Origin of the sequence: Tepidimonas aquatica (assembly GCF_007556585.1) — a bacterium.
GTDB classification, from domain to species: domain Bacteria; phylum Pseudomonadota; class Gammaproteobacteria; order Burkholderiales; family Burkholderiaceae_C; genus Tepidimonas; species Tepidimonas aquatica.
Genome location: NZ_VJNA01000017.1, coordinates 29,275 through 44,324, shown reverse-complemented (window position 1 = coordinate 44,324; position 15,050 = coordinate 29,275). Strand labels below are relative to the sequence as shown.

The window sequence follows — 15,050 nt, the reverse complement described above, 5'->3', positions numbered from 1 at the left end:
GTCGTTTTTATGCCGCCACAGGCCTCACCCTGCACACGCCAACCACCATGGGCCGCACGCTGTACGACAAGATCTGGGACGAACACGTCGTTCACACCGAAGAGGACGGCACCGCCATCCTCTACATCGACCGCCACCTGGTACACGAAGTCACCAGCCCGCAGGCGTTCGAAGGCCTACGGCTGGCGGGACGCAAGCCGTGGCGCGTCAGCTCCATCGTCGCCACCGCCGACCACAACACCCCCACCACCGGTTGGGAGCTGGGCTACGACGGCATTGCCGACCCGATCAGCAAAGAGCAGATCGTCACGCTGGACGCCAACATCCGCGCCTTTGGCGCCGCGGCGTATTTCCCGTTCCTCAGCCCGCGCCAGGGGATCGTGCACGTCATCGGCCCGGAAAACGGCGCCACGCTGCCGGGCATGACCGTGGTGTGCGGCGACAGCCACACCAGCACGCACGGCGCGTTCGGGGCGCTGGCGCACGGCATCGGCACCAGCGAAGTCGAGCACGTGCTGGCCACCCAAACGCTGCTGGCGAAGAAGGCCAAGAATATGCTCATCCGCGTCGAGGGTGAGCTGCCGCGCGGCTGCTCGGCCAAAGACATCGTGCTGGCCATCATCGGCAAGATCGGCACCGCGGGCGGCACCGGCTACACGATCGAGTTCGCGGGCAGCGCCATCCGCGCGCTGAGCATGGAAGGCCGCATGACGGTGTGCAACATGGCCATCGAAGCCGGCGCGCGCGCCGGCTTGGTGGCGGTGGACGACAAGACCATCGAGTACGTGCGCGGCCGGCCGCTGGCGCCCAGCGGCGCCGAGTGGGAGCAGGCGGTGGCGTACTGGCGCACGCTGCACTCCGACCCCGACGCGCACTGGGACGCGGTGGTGGAGCTCGACGCGCGGCAGATCCTGCCCCAGGTGACCTGGGGCACCTCGCCAGAGATGGTGCTGCCGGTAACCGAGCGCGTGCCCGACCCCGAACGCGAGCGCGACCCCGTCAAGCGCGCCGCGATGGAGCGGGCGCTGCAGTACATGGGCCTGACGCCGGGCAAACCGATCACCGACATCACGGTGGACAAGGTGTTCATCGGCTCGTGCACCAACAGCCGCATCGACGACCTGCGCGAGGCCGCCGCCGTGGTGCAAAAACTTGGCCGCAAGGTGGCGCGCAACGTGCGCCAAGCGCTGGTGGTGCCCGGCTCCGGCCAGGTCAAGGCGCAAGCCGAGCGCGAAGGCCTGCACGAGATCTTCCGTGCCGCGGGCTTCGAGTGGCGCGAGCCCGGCTGTTCGATGTGCCTGGCGATGAACGCCGACCGGCTCGAGCCGGGCGAGCGCTGCGCCAGCACCAGCAACCGCAACTTCGAGGGCCGTCAGGGTGCCGGCGGACGCACCCACCTGGTCAGCCCGGCCATGGCCGTCGCGGCTGCCATCCACGGCCATTTTGTCGATGTCCGCCAGTTCGCGTAAGGCATCCAGACACGAGGGGAATGCAGATGCAACGGCTGATCGTGACCCTGCTGGCCTGCGCCGGCCTGTGGCTGGCGGGCTGCAACACCGTCCAAGGTTTGGGCAAAGACATTCAAAAAGGTGGCCAGGTCCTGCAAGACGCGGCCAAAAAATAAATGGAACGCTTCACCATCCACCGCGGGATCGTCGCGCCGATCGACCGTGAAAACGTCGACACCGACGCCATCATCCCCAAGCAATTTCTGAAGTCGATCCACAAAAGCGGCTTCGGGCCGCACCTGTTCGACGAGTGGCGCTACCTCGACCCGGGCTGGCCGGGCAAAGACCCGGCGACACGCCAGCCCAACCCGGACTTCGTGCTGAACCAGCCGCGCTACCAGGGTGCCTCGATCCTGCTGGCGCGCCAAAATTTTGGCTGCGGCTCCAGCCGCGAGCACGCGCCGTGGGCGATTCAGCAGTACGGCTTTCGGGCGCTGATCGCGCCGAGCTTTGCCGACATCTTTTTCAATAACTGCTTCAAAAACGGCCTGCTGCCGATCACCTTGCCTGACACCACGGTGGACCAGCTGTTCCACGAGGTGGCGGCGTTACCGGGCTACGAGTTGACCATCGACCTGCAGCGCCAGGTGGTGGTCAAGCCCGATGGCACCGAAATCGGCTTCGAGGTGCAGCCGTTTCGCAAATATTGCCTGCTCAACGGCTTGGACGACATCGGCCTGACGCTGCGCCACGCGGACAAAATTCGCGCCTTCGAAGCCGAGCGGCTGGCCCGCTTCCCATGGCTGGCGCGCACCTGGGCCGGCTAACCGATCGGCGCGGCGCCCTCCAACCCGCTGGGCGGCCACGGCGCCGCCCGTTGTCGATACTGTAGTTGCCCACACGCCATGAAAATCGCCATCCTGCCCGGTGACGGCATCGGCCCCGAAATCGTCGCCGAGGCCGTCAAAGTCCTGCGCGCGCTCGCCCTGCCGCTGGAGATGGAAACCGCCCCGGTGGGCGGCGCCGCTTACGAGGCCGCCGGTCATCCCCTGCCCGATGCGACACTGGCGCTGGCCCAGCAGGCCGACGCGGTGCTGTTTGGCGCCGTGGGCGACTGGAAGTACGACACGCTGCCGCGGCCGCTGCGGCCGGAGCAGGCCATCTTGGGGTTGCGCAAGCAGCTCGGGCTGTTCGCCAACTTTCGCCCGGCCCTGTGCTACGAGCAGCTGACGCACGCCTCCAGCCTGAAGCCGGAGCTGGTGGCGGGGTTGGACATCCTGATCATCCGCGAGCTCACCGGCGACATCTACTTTGGCCAGCCACGCGGGCGACGGGCCGCGCCGGACGGCCCGTTTGCCGGTGCCGAAGAGGCGTTCGACACGATGCGCTACAGCCGGCCCGAAATCGAGCGCATCGCGCGCGTGGCGTTCGAGGCCGCGCGGCAACGCAACCGCAAAGTCACCAGTGTCGACAAGGCCAACGTGCTGGAAACCTTCCAGCTCTGGAAGGACGTCGTCACCGAGGTGCACCGCGACTACCCCGACGTCGAGCTCGACCACATGTACGTGGACAACGCCGCGATGCAGCTGGTCAAGGCGCCCAAGAAGTTCGACGTCATCGTCACCGGCAACATGTTTGGCGACATCCTGTCGGACGAGGCGGCGATGCTGACCGGCTCGATCGGTATGCTGCCGTCGGCCAGTCTCAACGAGCGCGGCCAGGGGCTGTACGAGCCCAGCCACGGCAGCGCGCCCGACATCGCCGGCAAGGGCGTGGCCAACCCGCTGGCCACCATCCTGTCGGCGGCGATGATGCTGCGCTACTCGCTCAAGCAGCCCGAAGCGGCCGACCGCATCGAGGCCGCCGTGCAGCGCGTGCTGGCGCAAGGTCTGCGCACCGCCGACATCGCCAGCCCCGGCTGCACCGTGGTGGGCACGGCGCAGATGGGCGACGCGGTGGTCCGGGCGCTGGGGTGATGGCGGCGCGGTCAGCCTGCGGTCAGCCAGGCTGCGCTACAATGAAACGATGATGACGATGGCGCTTTCCCTGCTGAAACCGGCTGGACGCACCGCCGTGCGCACGGCGGTGGCTGCGCGCGCCACCATCAAAACCACGACCACGATTACCGGCTGACACCAGCCTGGTTCGTCGTGCGCCCACCCCGGCCAGACGAGCCGGGCAGCAGCCAGGGGCTTCTCCACCTCTTCGACTGAAAGGGCACACGCGATGAACAACGTTGGCAACCTGGTCGGCCTGGTCGGCTGGCGCGGCATGGTCGGCTCGGTCCTGATGGACCGCATGCAGGCCGAGGGCGACTTCGACCTGATCGAGCCGGTGTTTTTCTCCACCTCCAACGCCGGCGGCCCCGCGCCGGCGCAAGCCAAGACGCACCGCACGCTGCGCGACGCGCACGACATCCAGGCGCTGGCGCAGTGCGACATCATCATCACCTGCCAGGGCGGCGACTACACGAAAGAGGTGTTCCCCAAGCTGCGCGCCGCCGGCTGGCAAGGGCACTGGATCGACGCCGCCAGCGCCCTGCGCATGGAGCCCGACGCGGTCATCGTGCTCGATCCGGTCAACGAACACGTGATCCGCAAGGCCCTGGCCGCTGGCGGCAACAACTGGATTGGTGGCAACTGCACCAACTCGATCCTGTTGATGGGCCTGGGTGGGCTGTTCCGCGAAAACCTGGTCGAGTGGGTCAGCTCGATGACCTACCAGGCCGCCAGCGGCGCCGGCGCCAACAACATGCGCGAGCTGCTCAAGGGCATGGGTGTCATCCACGCCGCGGTGGCCGACGAGCTGGCCGACCCCGCTTCGGCGATTCTGGAGATCGACCGCAAGGTGGCCAAGGCCATCCGCGAGGACGTGCCGACCGAGTTTTTCGGTGCGCCGCTGGCCGGCAGCCTGATCCCCTGGATCGACGTGCAACTGCCCAACGGCCAGTCCAAGGAAGAATGGAAAGGCCAAGCCGAGGTCAACAAAATCCTTGGCACCACGCAGACCATCCCGGTCGATGGCCTGTGCGTGCGCATCGGCGCCATGCGCTGCCATAGCTTGGCACTGACCGTCAAGCTCACGCGCGATGCGCCACTGCCGGAGGTCGAGGCCATCATCCAGAGCGGCAACCCGTGGGTCAAGTGGGTGCCGAATGAGCGCGCGATCACCGTGCGCGAGCTCACCCCGGCGTCGATCACCGGCACGCTGCAGGTGGGCGTGGGCCGCGTGCGCAAGCTCAACATGGGGCCGCAGTACCTGTCCGCGTTCGTCATTGGCGACCAGCTGCTGTGGGGTGCGGCCGAGCCGCTGCGCCGCATGCTGCGCATCCTGCTGGGGGCCTGACGTCGCCCGCGTCGCCAACCGGCGTTGTGCCACGGCAACACCGGCGCCGTGCAGGGGCGCCGTGGTGCATGCAGGGGCGTGACGACACGCGCACCTTGGTCCCCTGCGGTACTATGATGGTGGCATCGTGCACGCACCGTGCGCCGGTGCGGCCATTCCTGCCGAGGAGCGCCCGTGTCCATGCCCGAACGTCACCCTCCGACGACGCCGCCCGCGCGTAGCTGGCGTCATGTCGCGCTCGCGGCAGCCCTGAGCCTGGGCGTGGCCAGCAACGCCTGGGCGCTGGCGTTGGGGCGCGTCAGCGTGCAGTCGCCGCTGGGCGAGCCGCTGCGCGCCGAAATCGACATCCCGGCCATCACCGACGAGGAAGCCGCCACCCTCGCGCTGGACATCGCCGGGCCGGAACGCTACCGCTCCGCCAGCCTGGAGTGGACCCCCTGGCTGCGCGACATCCAACTGGAACTGCAGCGGCGGCCGGATGGCCGCGCGGTGGTGCTGGTGCGCAGCGACCGGCCGATCACCGAACCTTTTTTGGACCTGGTCATCGTAGCCCGCTGGGCCGGGGGCGAACTGCTGCGCGGGTACACGTTGTTGTTCGACCCGCCGAACCTGCGCCCCCCCGCGCCCGTGGTGCCGATGGTGGGCACACCGCCGGCCGCGCCGGAGCAGCCGGCCGCGGCGGCCCCTGCACCCGCCGCCGCGCCGTCACCGGCCCCCGCGCCGGTGCGCAGCACCACGGTGCCCTCGCCACGGTCCCCGGCGACGACGGCGCCGGCCGGGCGGCGCATCACGGTTAGGCGCGGCGACACCGCCGGACGCATCGCGCAAGCGCAGCGGCCGGCCGACGTGACGCTGGAGCAAATGCTGGTGGCCATGCTGCGCGCCAACCCGCAGGCCTTCATCCATGGCAACGTGCACCTGCTGAAAGCCGGCGCGGTGCTCGACCTGCCCGACGCCGAGGCCGCACGCGGCGTCGACGCCGGCGAAGCGCGTCGGCTGGTGGCCGCCCAAACGCGCGATTTCGACGCCTACCGGCGACGCCTGGCGGCCGCCGCCCCCGCCCAGCGCAGCGACGCCCCCAGCCAGCAGGCCCAGGGCAGCGTCGAAGCCGCCGTGGCTGACACCAAGCCGCAGGCCAACACGGCGGACAAGCTCACCCTGAGCAAACCCGGCACCGACGACGCCGCGGCCCGCGTGGCGGCCGAACGCCAGCAGGCCGAACAACAGCAGCGCGCCGCCGAGCTGGAACGCAACCTGCGTGACCTGGAGCAACTGCGCCAACAGGCACAGGCCACCCCGCCCGCCGGCGCCGAACCGCCGGCCGCACCGGCCACCGAGGCGCCACCGGCGGCGCCTGCAGCCAACGAACCCTCCCCAGCGCCCGCCCCAGCGGCCGCGCCGGCAGCGCCGCCCCCACCGCCGCCCGCCACGCCGGCCGTGCCGGCGCCGGTGGCCCCCTCAGCGGCCCCGCAGGAGGGACCGGTGCAGGCGGTGCTGCAGCACCCCTGGACGCTGCCGGGCGCCGGCGCGGTGGTGTTGCTGCTGGGTGCTTTGGCCGCGCTGCGCTGGCGCCAGCGCCGCCGCAGCGCCGCGGCCGACGACGATACAGCTGGAGCTGCAGCGGCCAGCGTCGCGGCGGTCGAGGCAGAGCCTGCCGACGCCGACACCGCGGCACCGGCCGACGCGCTCGACACCGATAGCCCGGTCGATCCGGTGGCCGAAGCGGACGTGTACCTTTCCTACGGCCGCGACGCCCAGGCCGAGGACCTGTTGCGGGAGGCGCTGCAGGCCGATCCGCAGTGGCTCGACGCGCGACTCAAGCTGCTGCACATCCTGGCCCAGCGCCACGACACAGCCGGCTTCGAGGCCGAAGCACGTGCGCTGCAGCCGCTGGCCGACGCCACCACCTGGGCGCAGGTGTGTGAGCAGGGGCGCGCCCTCGACCCCGACAACCCACTCTATGGGCCAGGGGCGGGCGCCGCCGACACCGCCACGACCACGCCGGCCGCTGCTGAGGACGAATTGCCGACGCTGGACCTGGCGCTGGACACGGTCGATGCCACGGCGCAGGCCGGCGACTCGGCGCTCGACATCGACGTGGCGCTGGACAGCACGCTGAGCGCCGATGACGGTGCCCCCGCCACGGCCACGTCCCCCGCGCCGCCCGCCGACACCGAAACCAGCCCGCCCGCGGCGCCGCCCGCCCCCGCAGCGGCCGACGACGACCTTGGGCTGGACTTCGACATCGACCTGGAGCCCGCGGCAGCGGCCCCGGCGCAAACCCCTCCCGCGCCCGCCACGCTGCCGCCGGAGGTGGCGGAGCTGTCGCTGGACCTGCCGGTGGACGAAAGCACCGAAGCCGCGCCGCTGCCCGAGCTGCCGGCGCAAGCGCCGCCCGAGACACCCGGCCAGGATGGCAACGCCAGCGCCGAGCCCCCGACCGACCAGGATCCGCTGGAAACCAAGCTGTCGTTGGCGCGTGAATTCGAAGCCATCGGCGACGTCGACGGCGCGCGCATCCTGGCCGAAGAGGTGCTGGCCGAAGCGCAGGGCGAGCTGCGCGAGCGTGCCCAGGCCTTTTTGGCGCAGCTGGGCTGACGCCACTGTGGCATGACGGCACGCATCGCGCTGGGGATCAGCTACCTGGGCACGGCTTACCAAGGCTGGCAAAGCCAGCCCAGCGGGGCCACCGTGCAGGACCACCTGGAGCGTGCGCTGGCCACCTTTGCCGCCGTGCCAGCCATCGCCACGGTGTGCGCGGGCCGCACCGACGCCGGCGTGCACGGACTCAACCAGGTGGTGCATTTCGACGCGCCGGTGGCGCGCGAGCTGTTTTCCTGGGTACGGGGCGTCAACCGCTACCTGCCGTGCGACATCGCGGTGCAGTGGGCGCGCGCCGTGCCGTCCACCTTCCATGCCCGCAACAGCGCGCGTGCGCGGCGCTACGCCTACGTGCTGCTGGAGTCACCGGTGCGCCCCAGTGTGGAAGCCGGGCGCGTGGGGTGGGTGTTTCGGCCGCTGGCGCTGGAGCCGATGCAGCAGGCCGCGCAACATCTGCTGGGCGAGCACGACTTCAGTGCCTTTCGCGCCGCGCAGTGCCAGGCCCACTCCCCGATCAAAACCTTGTACCGCATCGACATCACGCGCCGCGGCCCTTACTGGCGCTTCGACTTCGAGGCCAATGCCTTTTTGCACCACATGATCCGCAACATCATGGGCTGCCTGATCGCGGTCGGCCAGGGTCTGCGCCCGCCGTCGTGGCTGGCCGAGGTGCGCGACGCCCGCCGGCGCGAGGTGGCCGCCCCCACCTTCGCTGCGGACGGGCTGTACTTCCTGGGGCCACGCTACGATGCCGAGCTGGATTTGCCTGAGCGCACGCCCGCCTTCGACTGGTTGCCGCTGTAACCCCCCGCCCCCGCCATGCCGCACCGCACCCGCATCAAGATCTGTGGCCTGACGCGCGAGGCCGACGTCGAACACGCCGCCGCCGCGGGCGCCGATGCGGTCGGGTTCGTGCTGTACGCGGCCAGCCCGCGCGCCGTCACGCCGCAGCGCGCCGGCGCGTTGGCACGGCGCTTGCCGCCGTTCGTCACGCCGGTGCTGCTGTTCGTCAACGCCACCGCGGCCGAAGTCGATGCCGCGCTGCAGGCGGTGCCGCACGCCGTGCTGCAGTTCCACGGCGACGAAACGCCCGCGCAGTGCGCCGCGCTGGCCCAGGGCCGCGCGTGGCTGCGCGCCGCGCGCGTGCCGCTGGGGGCCGGCGCGGCTGGCTTCGATCTCCTAGAATACGCCCAACGGTTTGCCGCCGCGACCGCGTTGGTGGTCGACGCCCAGGTTCCGGGTTACGGCGGCGGCGGCCATGCCTTCGACTGGAACGCGTTACCGTGGTCACACCCTCGACTTCACGCCGCCGCTCGGGTCGTTTTGTCTGGTGGACTCACACCCGCAAATGTGACCGATGGCGTGCGGCTCGTGCGCCCTTGGGGCGTTGACGTCTCGTCGGGCGTCGAAGCCGCCAAGGGCGTCAAAGACGCCGCGCTCGTGTCGGCCTTCATCGCCGCTGTGCGGCGGGCCGACGCCGAGCTTGCCGCCCCCCCTTTCGTGACCGCACCATGACCACCTACACGTTCCCCGACGCCCAGGGCCACTTCGGCCCCTACGGCGGGCGCTTTGTCAGTGAAACGCTGACCCACGCCATCGACGAGCTGTGCGCCGCTTACGAACGCTGGCGCGCCGACCCCGAATTCCAGCGCGAGTTCCAGCACGAGCTCAAGCATTTCGTCGGCCGGCCCTCGCCGATCTACCACGCCGCGCGCTTGAGCCGCGAGCTGGGCGGCGCGCAAATCCTGCTCAAGCGCGAAGACCTCAACCACACCGGCGCGCACAAGATCAACAACGTCATCGGCCAGGCGATGCTGGCGCGGCGCATGGGCAAGCCACGCGTCATCGCCGAAACCGGCGCGGGCCAGCACGGCGTGGCCACCGCCACCATCTGCGCCCGCTACGGGCTGGAGTGCGTGGTGTACATGGGGGCCGAGGACGTCAAGCGCCAAAGCCCCAACGTCTACCGCATGAAGCTGCTGGGCGCCACCGTGGTGCCGGTCACCTCCGGCAGCCAGACGCTCAAGGACGCGCTCAACGAAGCGCTGCGCGACTGGGTAACCCACGTCGAGCGCACGTTTTACATCATCGGCACGGTGGCCGGCCCGCACCCGTATCCGATGATGGTGCGCGATTTTCAGAGCGTCATCGGGCAGGAATGCCTGCAGCAAATGCCCGAGATGCTGGCCGAACTGGGATTGCCCGGCCACGGTGGCCCGCACCCCGACGTGGTGGTGGCCTGCGTCGGCGGTGGCAGCAACGCCATGGGCATTTTTTACCCCTACATCCCGCACGACCAGGTGCGCCTGGTGGGGGTGGAAGCGGCGGGTGCGGGGCTGGACAGCGGGCGCCACGCCGCCTCGCTGCAGCGCGGCGCGCCCGGTGTGCTGCACGGCAACCGCACCTACGTGCTGCAAAACGCCGACGGTCAAATCACCGAAACGCACAGCATCAGCGCGGGGCTGGACTACCCCGGCGTCGGACCCGAGCACGCGTGGCTGAAGGACAGCGGGCGCGCCCAGTACGTCGGCGTCACTGACGAGGAAGCGCTGGCCGCGTTTCACCGCCTGGCGCGCACCGAAGGCATCATCCCCGCGCTGGAGTCCAGCCATGCGGTGGCGTACGCGATCAAGTTCGCCCCGACGCTGCGGCCCGACCAAACGATTCTGGTCAACCTCTCGGGCCGGGGCGACAAGGACATCGGCACCGTGGCGGACCTCAGCGGCGCGGACTTTTACTGTCGCCCGAGCTGCCGCGGCCAGGCCGTCAAAACCGCCGGAGGTGCCCGATGAGCCGCCTTGCCCCCACGTTCGAGCGCCTGCGCGCGCAAGGGCGGCGCGCCCTGATCCCGTTTGTCACGGCGGGCTTTCCGGACCCCGCGCTGACCCCGGCCGTGCTGGACGCGCTGGTGGCCGGCGGGGCCGACGTCATCGAGCTGGGCGTGCCGTTTTCCGACCCGATGGCCGATGGCCCCGTGATCCAGCGCGCCGGCGAGCGGGCGCTGGCCGCCGGCGTGGACCTGGCGCGGGTGCTGGCGATGGCGCACGACTTCCGCATCCGCCATGCGGATGTGCCGCTGGTGCTGATGGGCTACGCCAACCCAATCGAGGCCTGGGAGTTGCGCCATGGCGCGGGCAGCTTCGCACGCGCCGCGGCGCAGGCCGGCGTCGATGGCGTGCTGGTGGTGGACTACCCGCCCGAGGAATGCGCCGAATTTGCCGCCACGCTGCGCGCGCATGGGCTGGACCTGATCTTTTTGCTCGCACCCACCAGCACCGAGGCGCGCATGGCCCAGGTGGGCGCGTTGGCCAGCGGCTACGTGTACTACGTGTCGCTCAAAGGCGTCACCGGGGCGGCGCACCTGGACACCGCCGCGGTGGAGGCGATGCTGCCGCGTATCCGCGCCCACGTGCGGGTGCCGGTCGGGGTGGGCTTTGGTATCCGCGACGCCGCCAGCGCCCAGGCGGTGGGTCGCCACGCCGACGCGGTGGTCGTCGGCACGCGTCTGATCCAGGCGCTCGAGGCGGCCCCACCGCAGGCAGCGGCCGCAGCGGCCGAGGCGCTGATGCGCGAGCTGCGCACGGCGCTGGACGCCCTGCCCCCCCGCGACGCGGCTGGCGCATAATCGCGGCCACGACGGCGCCGCGCCCCGCGCGGGCGAGGCGCCCCCACGCAAGGAGTTGCCATGTCCTGGCTGGAAAAATTGCTGCCCCCCAAAATCAGCGGCGGCGCGCGCCGCAGCATCCCCGAGGGCCTGTGGCTCAAGTGCCCGAGCTGCGACGCGGTGCTGTACAAGGCTGACCTGGAAAAGAACCTCAACGTTTGCCCGCACTGCGCGCATCACCACCGCATCGGTGCGCGCGCGCGGCTGGACGCTTTTTTGGACCCCGAAGGCCGCTACGAAATCGGCCAGGAGGTGCTGCCGGTCGATGCGCTGAAGTTCAAAGACAGCCGCAAATACCCCGAGCGCCTCAAGGAAGCGCTGGAGGCCACCGGCGAGACCGACGCGCTGGTCGTGATGGGTGGCGCGGTGCACTCACTGCCGGTGGTGGTGGCGTGCTTCGAGTTCGATTTCATGGGCGGCTCGATGGGGTCGGTGGTGGGCGAGCGCTTCGTGCGTGGCGTGCACAACGCCATCGAGCAGCGCGTGCCGTTCATCTGCTTCACCGCCACCGGCGGCGCGCGCATGCAAGAAGGGCTGCTGAGCCTGATGCAAATGGCCAAGACCAACGCGGCCTTGACGCGGCTGGCGCAGCAACGCCTGCCGTACATCAGCATCCTGACCGACCCGACGATGGGCGGTGTGTCGGCCAGCTTTGCCTTCATGGGCGACGTCGTCATCGCCGAGCCCAAGGCGCTGATCGGGTTCGCCGGGCCGCGCGTGATCGAAAACACCGTGCGCGTCAAGCTGCCCGAGGGTTTTCAGCGCGCCGAGTTCCTGCTGCAAAAAGGCGCCATCGACATGATTTGCGACCGGCGCGAGCTGCGCAGCACGGTGGCCAACGTGTTGGCGATGCTGACACGCCAAAGCGCCGACGCGGTCGCTTAAGGCAGCAGCTCCAGCGCCCGCTGGTAGCGCGCATCGGCCATCAGGGCATCCCACGGCTGCGCGGCGGCGCTGGGCAGCAGGGCGCGGCGGCGCACTTCGGAGGTGTCGTCCGGCGTCCAGCGCCCCTCGTAGTAGGCGCGCGCCAGGCCCTCGATGAGCTCGTCGATCGCCGCGCCGCCGTCGACCAGGCTTTGGTTGCACAGCAACACCATGTCGCAGCCGGCGTGCAAGGCGGCCAGGGCGGCCTCGGTGTAGCTGAGCGTGCGGCCGTCGAGCACGCGCGCGCCGGCCATGCTGAGGTCGTCGCTGAACACGGCGCCGGTAAAACCCAGCCGCTGGCGCAACACGTCGCGCAGCCACACCGCCGAAAACCCGGCCGGGCGCGTATCGACCTGCGGGTACAGCACGTGCGCCGGCATCACCGCAGCCAGGCTGGCGCTCAGCCAACCGTACGGCGCGGCGTCGTCGGCCAAAATCGCCTCCAGCGGCCGGTCGTCCACCGGCAGGTCTACGTGCGAGTCCGCCTCGGCCCAGCCGTGCCCTGGGAAATGCTTGCCGCAATGTGCCATGCCGGCTTGGCGCATGCCGTGCATCAGGCTTTGCGCCAGCAGCGTGACCACGCGGGCGTCGGCGTCGAAGGCGCGGTCGCCAATGACCTCGCTGCGGCCGTGGTCGAGGTCCAGCACCGGCGCAAAGCTCAGGTCCACGCCGCAGGCGCGCAGCTCGGCCGCCAGCACGTAGCCAGCGGCGGCAGCGGCGTTGCAGGCCGCCAGCGCCGCTTCGCCGGGACGCAGCTCGGGCGCCTGGCGCCACAGGCGGCCCAACTCGCGCATCGCCGGCAGGTGCGTCATGCCGTCGAAGCGGAAGCGCTGCACCCGCCCGCCTTCGTGGTCCACGGCGATCAACAGGTCGCGCCGCACCCGCTTGATCTGCGCGCACAGGCGCGTCAGCTGCGCGCGGCTGTGGGCGTTGCGGCTGAACAGGATGACGCCGCCCACCAGAGGGTGGGCCAAGCGCGCGCGGTCGGCCTCGGTCAGCCGGGTGCCGGCGATGTCGATGATGAAGGGGGCGTGCATGGCAGCTCCAGTGGCGGTTCGGTTAGGCATGGGGTTGGGGTCGGCGCGCCGGTGGGGAGCGCCGTCGCGGCTTCGACGACGACGAAGGCCAGCGCCAGGTCACCTTCGTCGCTGAGGCTGACGTGGGCGCGCCAGCCACGCGCGTCGAACCAGGCGCGCAGCGCGCCATCGAGCTGCACCCTCGGTTGGCCACTGGGCGCGTTGACGATTTGGCAGGCGCGCCACGTCATCGGGGCGCGCAGGCCCAGGCCGACGGCTTTGGCAAAGGCTTCTTTGGCGGCAAAGCGCGTGGCCAGGTAGCGCAGCCCGCGCTCGGGCCAGCGCTGGCTGCGCCGCTGCCACACGGACAGCTCGTGCGCGCCCAGGATACGCTGGGCAAAGCGCGGCCCGTGGCGTTGCAGCGCGGCCGCGATGCGCCGCACGTCGCAGGCGTCGGTGCCTATGCCGACGATCATGCGCCAGCCTCGGTCGCCGCGGCGTCGGCCGCCGCGATGCACGCCAGGTACGCCTGCACGGTGGCGGCGTAGCCCAGCTCCAGCGCGTCGGCGATCAGTGCGTGCCCGATCGACACCTCGGCCACACCCGGCACCGCGCGCAAAAAATCGGTCAGGTTGTCGCGGTTGAGGTCGTGGCCGGCGTTGACCTGCAACCCCGCAGCCTGCGCCGCCGCCGCAGCGGCGCGGTAGCGTGGCAACCACTGCGCACGCGCGGCCGCATCGGGCCAGGCGGCGGCGTAGGGCTCGGTGTAGAGCTCGACGCGGTCGGCCCCCACGGCGGCCGCAGCGGCCATCGCCTGTGGGTCGGGGTCCATGAACAGGCTCACCCGGGCGCCCAGCGCGCGGGCCTGCGCAATGACCGGACGCAGCCGTTCGGCGTCATCCGGCAGGCGCCAGCCGTGGTCGCTGGTGAACTGCCCCACGTCATCCGGCACGAAGGTCAGCTGATGCAGCGGCAGGCCGCGCGCCACCACCTCGCGCGCCACGTCCAGCAGGTTGTGAAACGGGTTGCCTTCGATGTTGTACTCGCGCCCGGGCCAGGCCTGCACGACGGCGGCGATGTCGAACACGTCGTGCCAGCGGATATGGCGCTCGTCGGGCCGCGGATGCACGGTGATACCGTGCGCCCCGGCCTGCAGGCACAGCGTGGTCGCGCGCGTCACGCTCGGGATGCCGATGTGGCGGCTGTTGCGCAGCAGCGCCACCTTGTTGACGTTGACGGACAAAGCGGTGCGTGGGCGGTGGGCGGGGGTCATGGCACGGTATCGGACGTGGTGGGGAGGGGCAGCAAGCGCTGCACCTCGCGCCACAGGGCGCGGCTGCGCAGCGCGCGCACGCCGCTATGGTAGTGCAGCAGCGGCAGCAGCTCCTGGCGCAGCGCGGGCGCTGCCAGCACCGCCTGGGCGCTGGCTTGCAGCGCATCCCACGGCTCGGGCGCCTGCAGCGCGGCGGCCAGCCGTAGCCAGTGCGCCCCGGGCAACCCGCGCTCGGCCTCACAGGGCAGCAGGCCATGCTCCGGCAGCAAGCGGTAGTGCTGGGTGGGTTGCAGCGGCTGCAGCGCCGCCGCGGTGCGGGCCAGGTCGGGCAGCCAGCCTTGCGCGCGCAGCAGCAACAGCTCGAACGCACGCAGCAACGGGGCCGCTGGCTGTCCCCGCCCCAAGCCCGCCACCGCCGCAGCGTAGGCGTCGAACAGGCTGGGGTGCGGTTCACCGCGCGGCAGCAAGCGCAGCAGCAGCTCATTGAGGTGGTAGCCAGCCAGCAGCGCGTCACCGCGCGGCAGCACGTGCCCGCCAGCCCAGATCGCGCCGCGCAGCGTGCGCACCTCGTCGGCGCCGCTCCAGTCGAGCCGCAGCGGTTGCAACGGCAGCAGCACCGCGCGCAGCGCCGAGGTGGCGCGCTTGGCGCCTTTGGCCACCAGCACCACGCGGCCGTGGTGGCGCGCCCACACATCCAGAATCAGGCTGGACTCGCTCCAGTCGTGCTGGTGCACGACGTAGGCCGGTTCGTCGTGCACCCGGGGGCTGCGCCGGACCAC

At 70.8% G+C, this 15,050-nt stretch carries 14 protein-coding genes and 1 pseudogene; 11 read left to right on the top strand and 4 right to left on the bottom strand.

What is annotated here, in order from left to right; all coding sequences use genetic code 11:
• Positions 1 to 47 precede the first annotated feature (47 nt).
• From leuC to accD, 11 genes are all read left to right on the top strand, one after another.
• A complete protein-coding gene (gene leuC / locus Taqua_RS07960; protein ID WP_144326173.1) occupies positions 48 to 1,469 on the top strand; it encodes a 3-isopropylmalate dehydratase large subunit in 1,422 nt (473 codons plus the stop codon).
• Between the two features lie 20 nt (positions 1,470 to 1,489).
• On the top strand, positions 1,490 to 1,624 hold the full coding sequence (locus tag Taqua_RS07955; protein ID WP_221933927.1) for an entericidin A/B family lipoprotein: 135 nt from the start codon (positions 1,490 to 1,492) through the stop codon (positions 1,622 to 1,624).
• The gene (gene leuD, locus Taqua_RS07950; protein ID WP_144326171.1) at positions 1,625 to 2,275 is read left to right on the top strand and encodes a 3-isopropylmalate dehydratase small subunit; all 651 of its coding nucleotides are present in this window, start codon (positions 1,625 to 1,627) and stop codon (positions 2,273 to 2,275) included.
• A gap of 78 nt (positions 2,276 to 2,353) precedes the next feature.
• On the top strand, positions 2,354 to 3,424 hold the full coding sequence (gene leuB / locus Taqua_RS07945; protein ID WP_144326170.1) for a 3-isopropylmalate dehydrogenase: 1,071 nt from the start codon (positions 2,354 to 2,356) through the stop codon (positions 3,422 to 3,424).
• A 250-nt stretch (positions 3,425 to 3,674) separates the two neighbouring features.
• Positions 3,675 to 4,793: an aspartate-semialdehyde dehydrogenase gene (gene asd, locus Taqua_RS07940; RefSeq protein WP_144326169.1), complete on the top strand. Its 1,119-nt coding sequence runs from the start codon at positions 3,675 to 3,677 to the stop codon at positions 4,791 to 4,793.
• A gap of 180 nt (positions 4,794 to 4,973) precedes the next feature.
• Positions 4,974 to 7,391: a motility hub landmark protein FimV gene (locus Taqua_RS13715; protein ID WP_281287775.1), complete on the top strand. Its 2,418-nt coding sequence runs from the start codon at positions 4,974 to 4,976 to the stop codon at positions 7,389 to 7,391.
• Positions 7,392 to 7,403: 12 nt separating this feature from the next.
• Positions 7,404 to 8,198 (top strand): tRNA pseudouridine(38-40) synthase TruA, encoded by a 795-nt coding sequence (gene truA, locus Taqua_RS07930; RefSeq protein WP_144326167.1) that lies wholly within the window; start codon positions 7,404 to 7,406, stop codon positions 8,196 to 8,198.
• Between the two features lie 15 nt (positions 8,199 to 8,213).
• Positions 8,214 to 8,909 (top strand): phosphoribosylanthranilate isomerase, encoded by a 696-nt coding sequence (locus Taqua_RS07925; RefSeq protein WP_144326166.1) that lies wholly within the window; start codon positions 8,214 to 8,216, stop codon positions 8,907 to 8,909.
• On the top strand, positions 8,906 to 10,186 hold the full coding sequence (gene trpB / locus Taqua_RS07920; RefSeq protein ID WP_144326165.1) for a tryptophan synthase subunit beta: 1,281 nt from the start codon (positions 8,906 to 8,908) through the stop codon (positions 10,184 to 10,186). Before Taqua_RS07925 ends, trpB begins: the two co-directional genes overlap by 4 nt.
• On the top strand, positions 10,183 to 11,019 hold the full coding sequence (gene trpA, locus Taqua_RS07915) for a tryptophan synthase subunit alpha (protein ID WP_144326164.1): 837 nt from the start codon (positions 10,183 to 10,185) through the stop codon (positions 11,017 to 11,019). Before trpB ends, trpA begins: the two co-directional genes overlap by 4 nt.
• Before the next feature lie 60 nt (positions 11,020 to 11,079).
• Positions 11,080 to 11,943, top strand: coding sequence for an acetyl-CoA carboxylase, carboxyltransferase subunit beta (gene accD / locus Taqua_RS07910; RefSeq protein ID WP_144326163.1), 864 nt, complete (start codon positions 11,080 to 11,082; stop codon positions 11,941 to 11,943).
• Here the strand turns inward: accD and nagZ are convergent.
• The 4 genes and pseudogenes from nagZ to recO form a co-directional block, all read right to left on the bottom strand.
• A complete protein-coding gene (gene nagZ, locus Taqua_RS07905; protein WP_144326162.1) occupies positions 11,940 to 13,019 on the bottom strand; it encodes a beta-N-acetylhexosaminidase in 1,080 nt (359 codons plus the stop codon). The genes accD and nagZ overlap by 4 nt on opposite strands.
• 71 nt (positions 13,020 to 13,090) lie before the next feature.
• Positions 13,091 to 13,474 (bottom strand): annotated as a pseudogene (acpS, locus tag Taqua_RS07900) (holo-ACP synthase); the annotation flags it as partial.
• Complete coding sequence (locus Taqua_RS07895; RefSeq protein ID WP_144326160.1) at positions 13,471 to 14,271, bottom strand: pyridoxine 5'-phosphate synthase; 801 nt, start codon at positions 14,269 to 14,271, stop codon at positions 13,471 to 13,473. The gene Taqua_RS07895 and the pseudogene acpS, both read right to left, overlap by 4 nt.
• The gene (recO, locus tag Taqua_RS07890) at positions 14,268 to 15,050 is read right to left on the bottom strand and encodes a DNA repair protein RecO (protein ID WP_144326159.1); all 783 of its coding nucleotides are present in this window, start codon (positions 15,048 to 15,050) and stop codon (positions 14,268 to 14,270) included. The genes Taqua_RS07895 and recO overlap by 4 nt, the downstream gene beginning before the upstream one ends.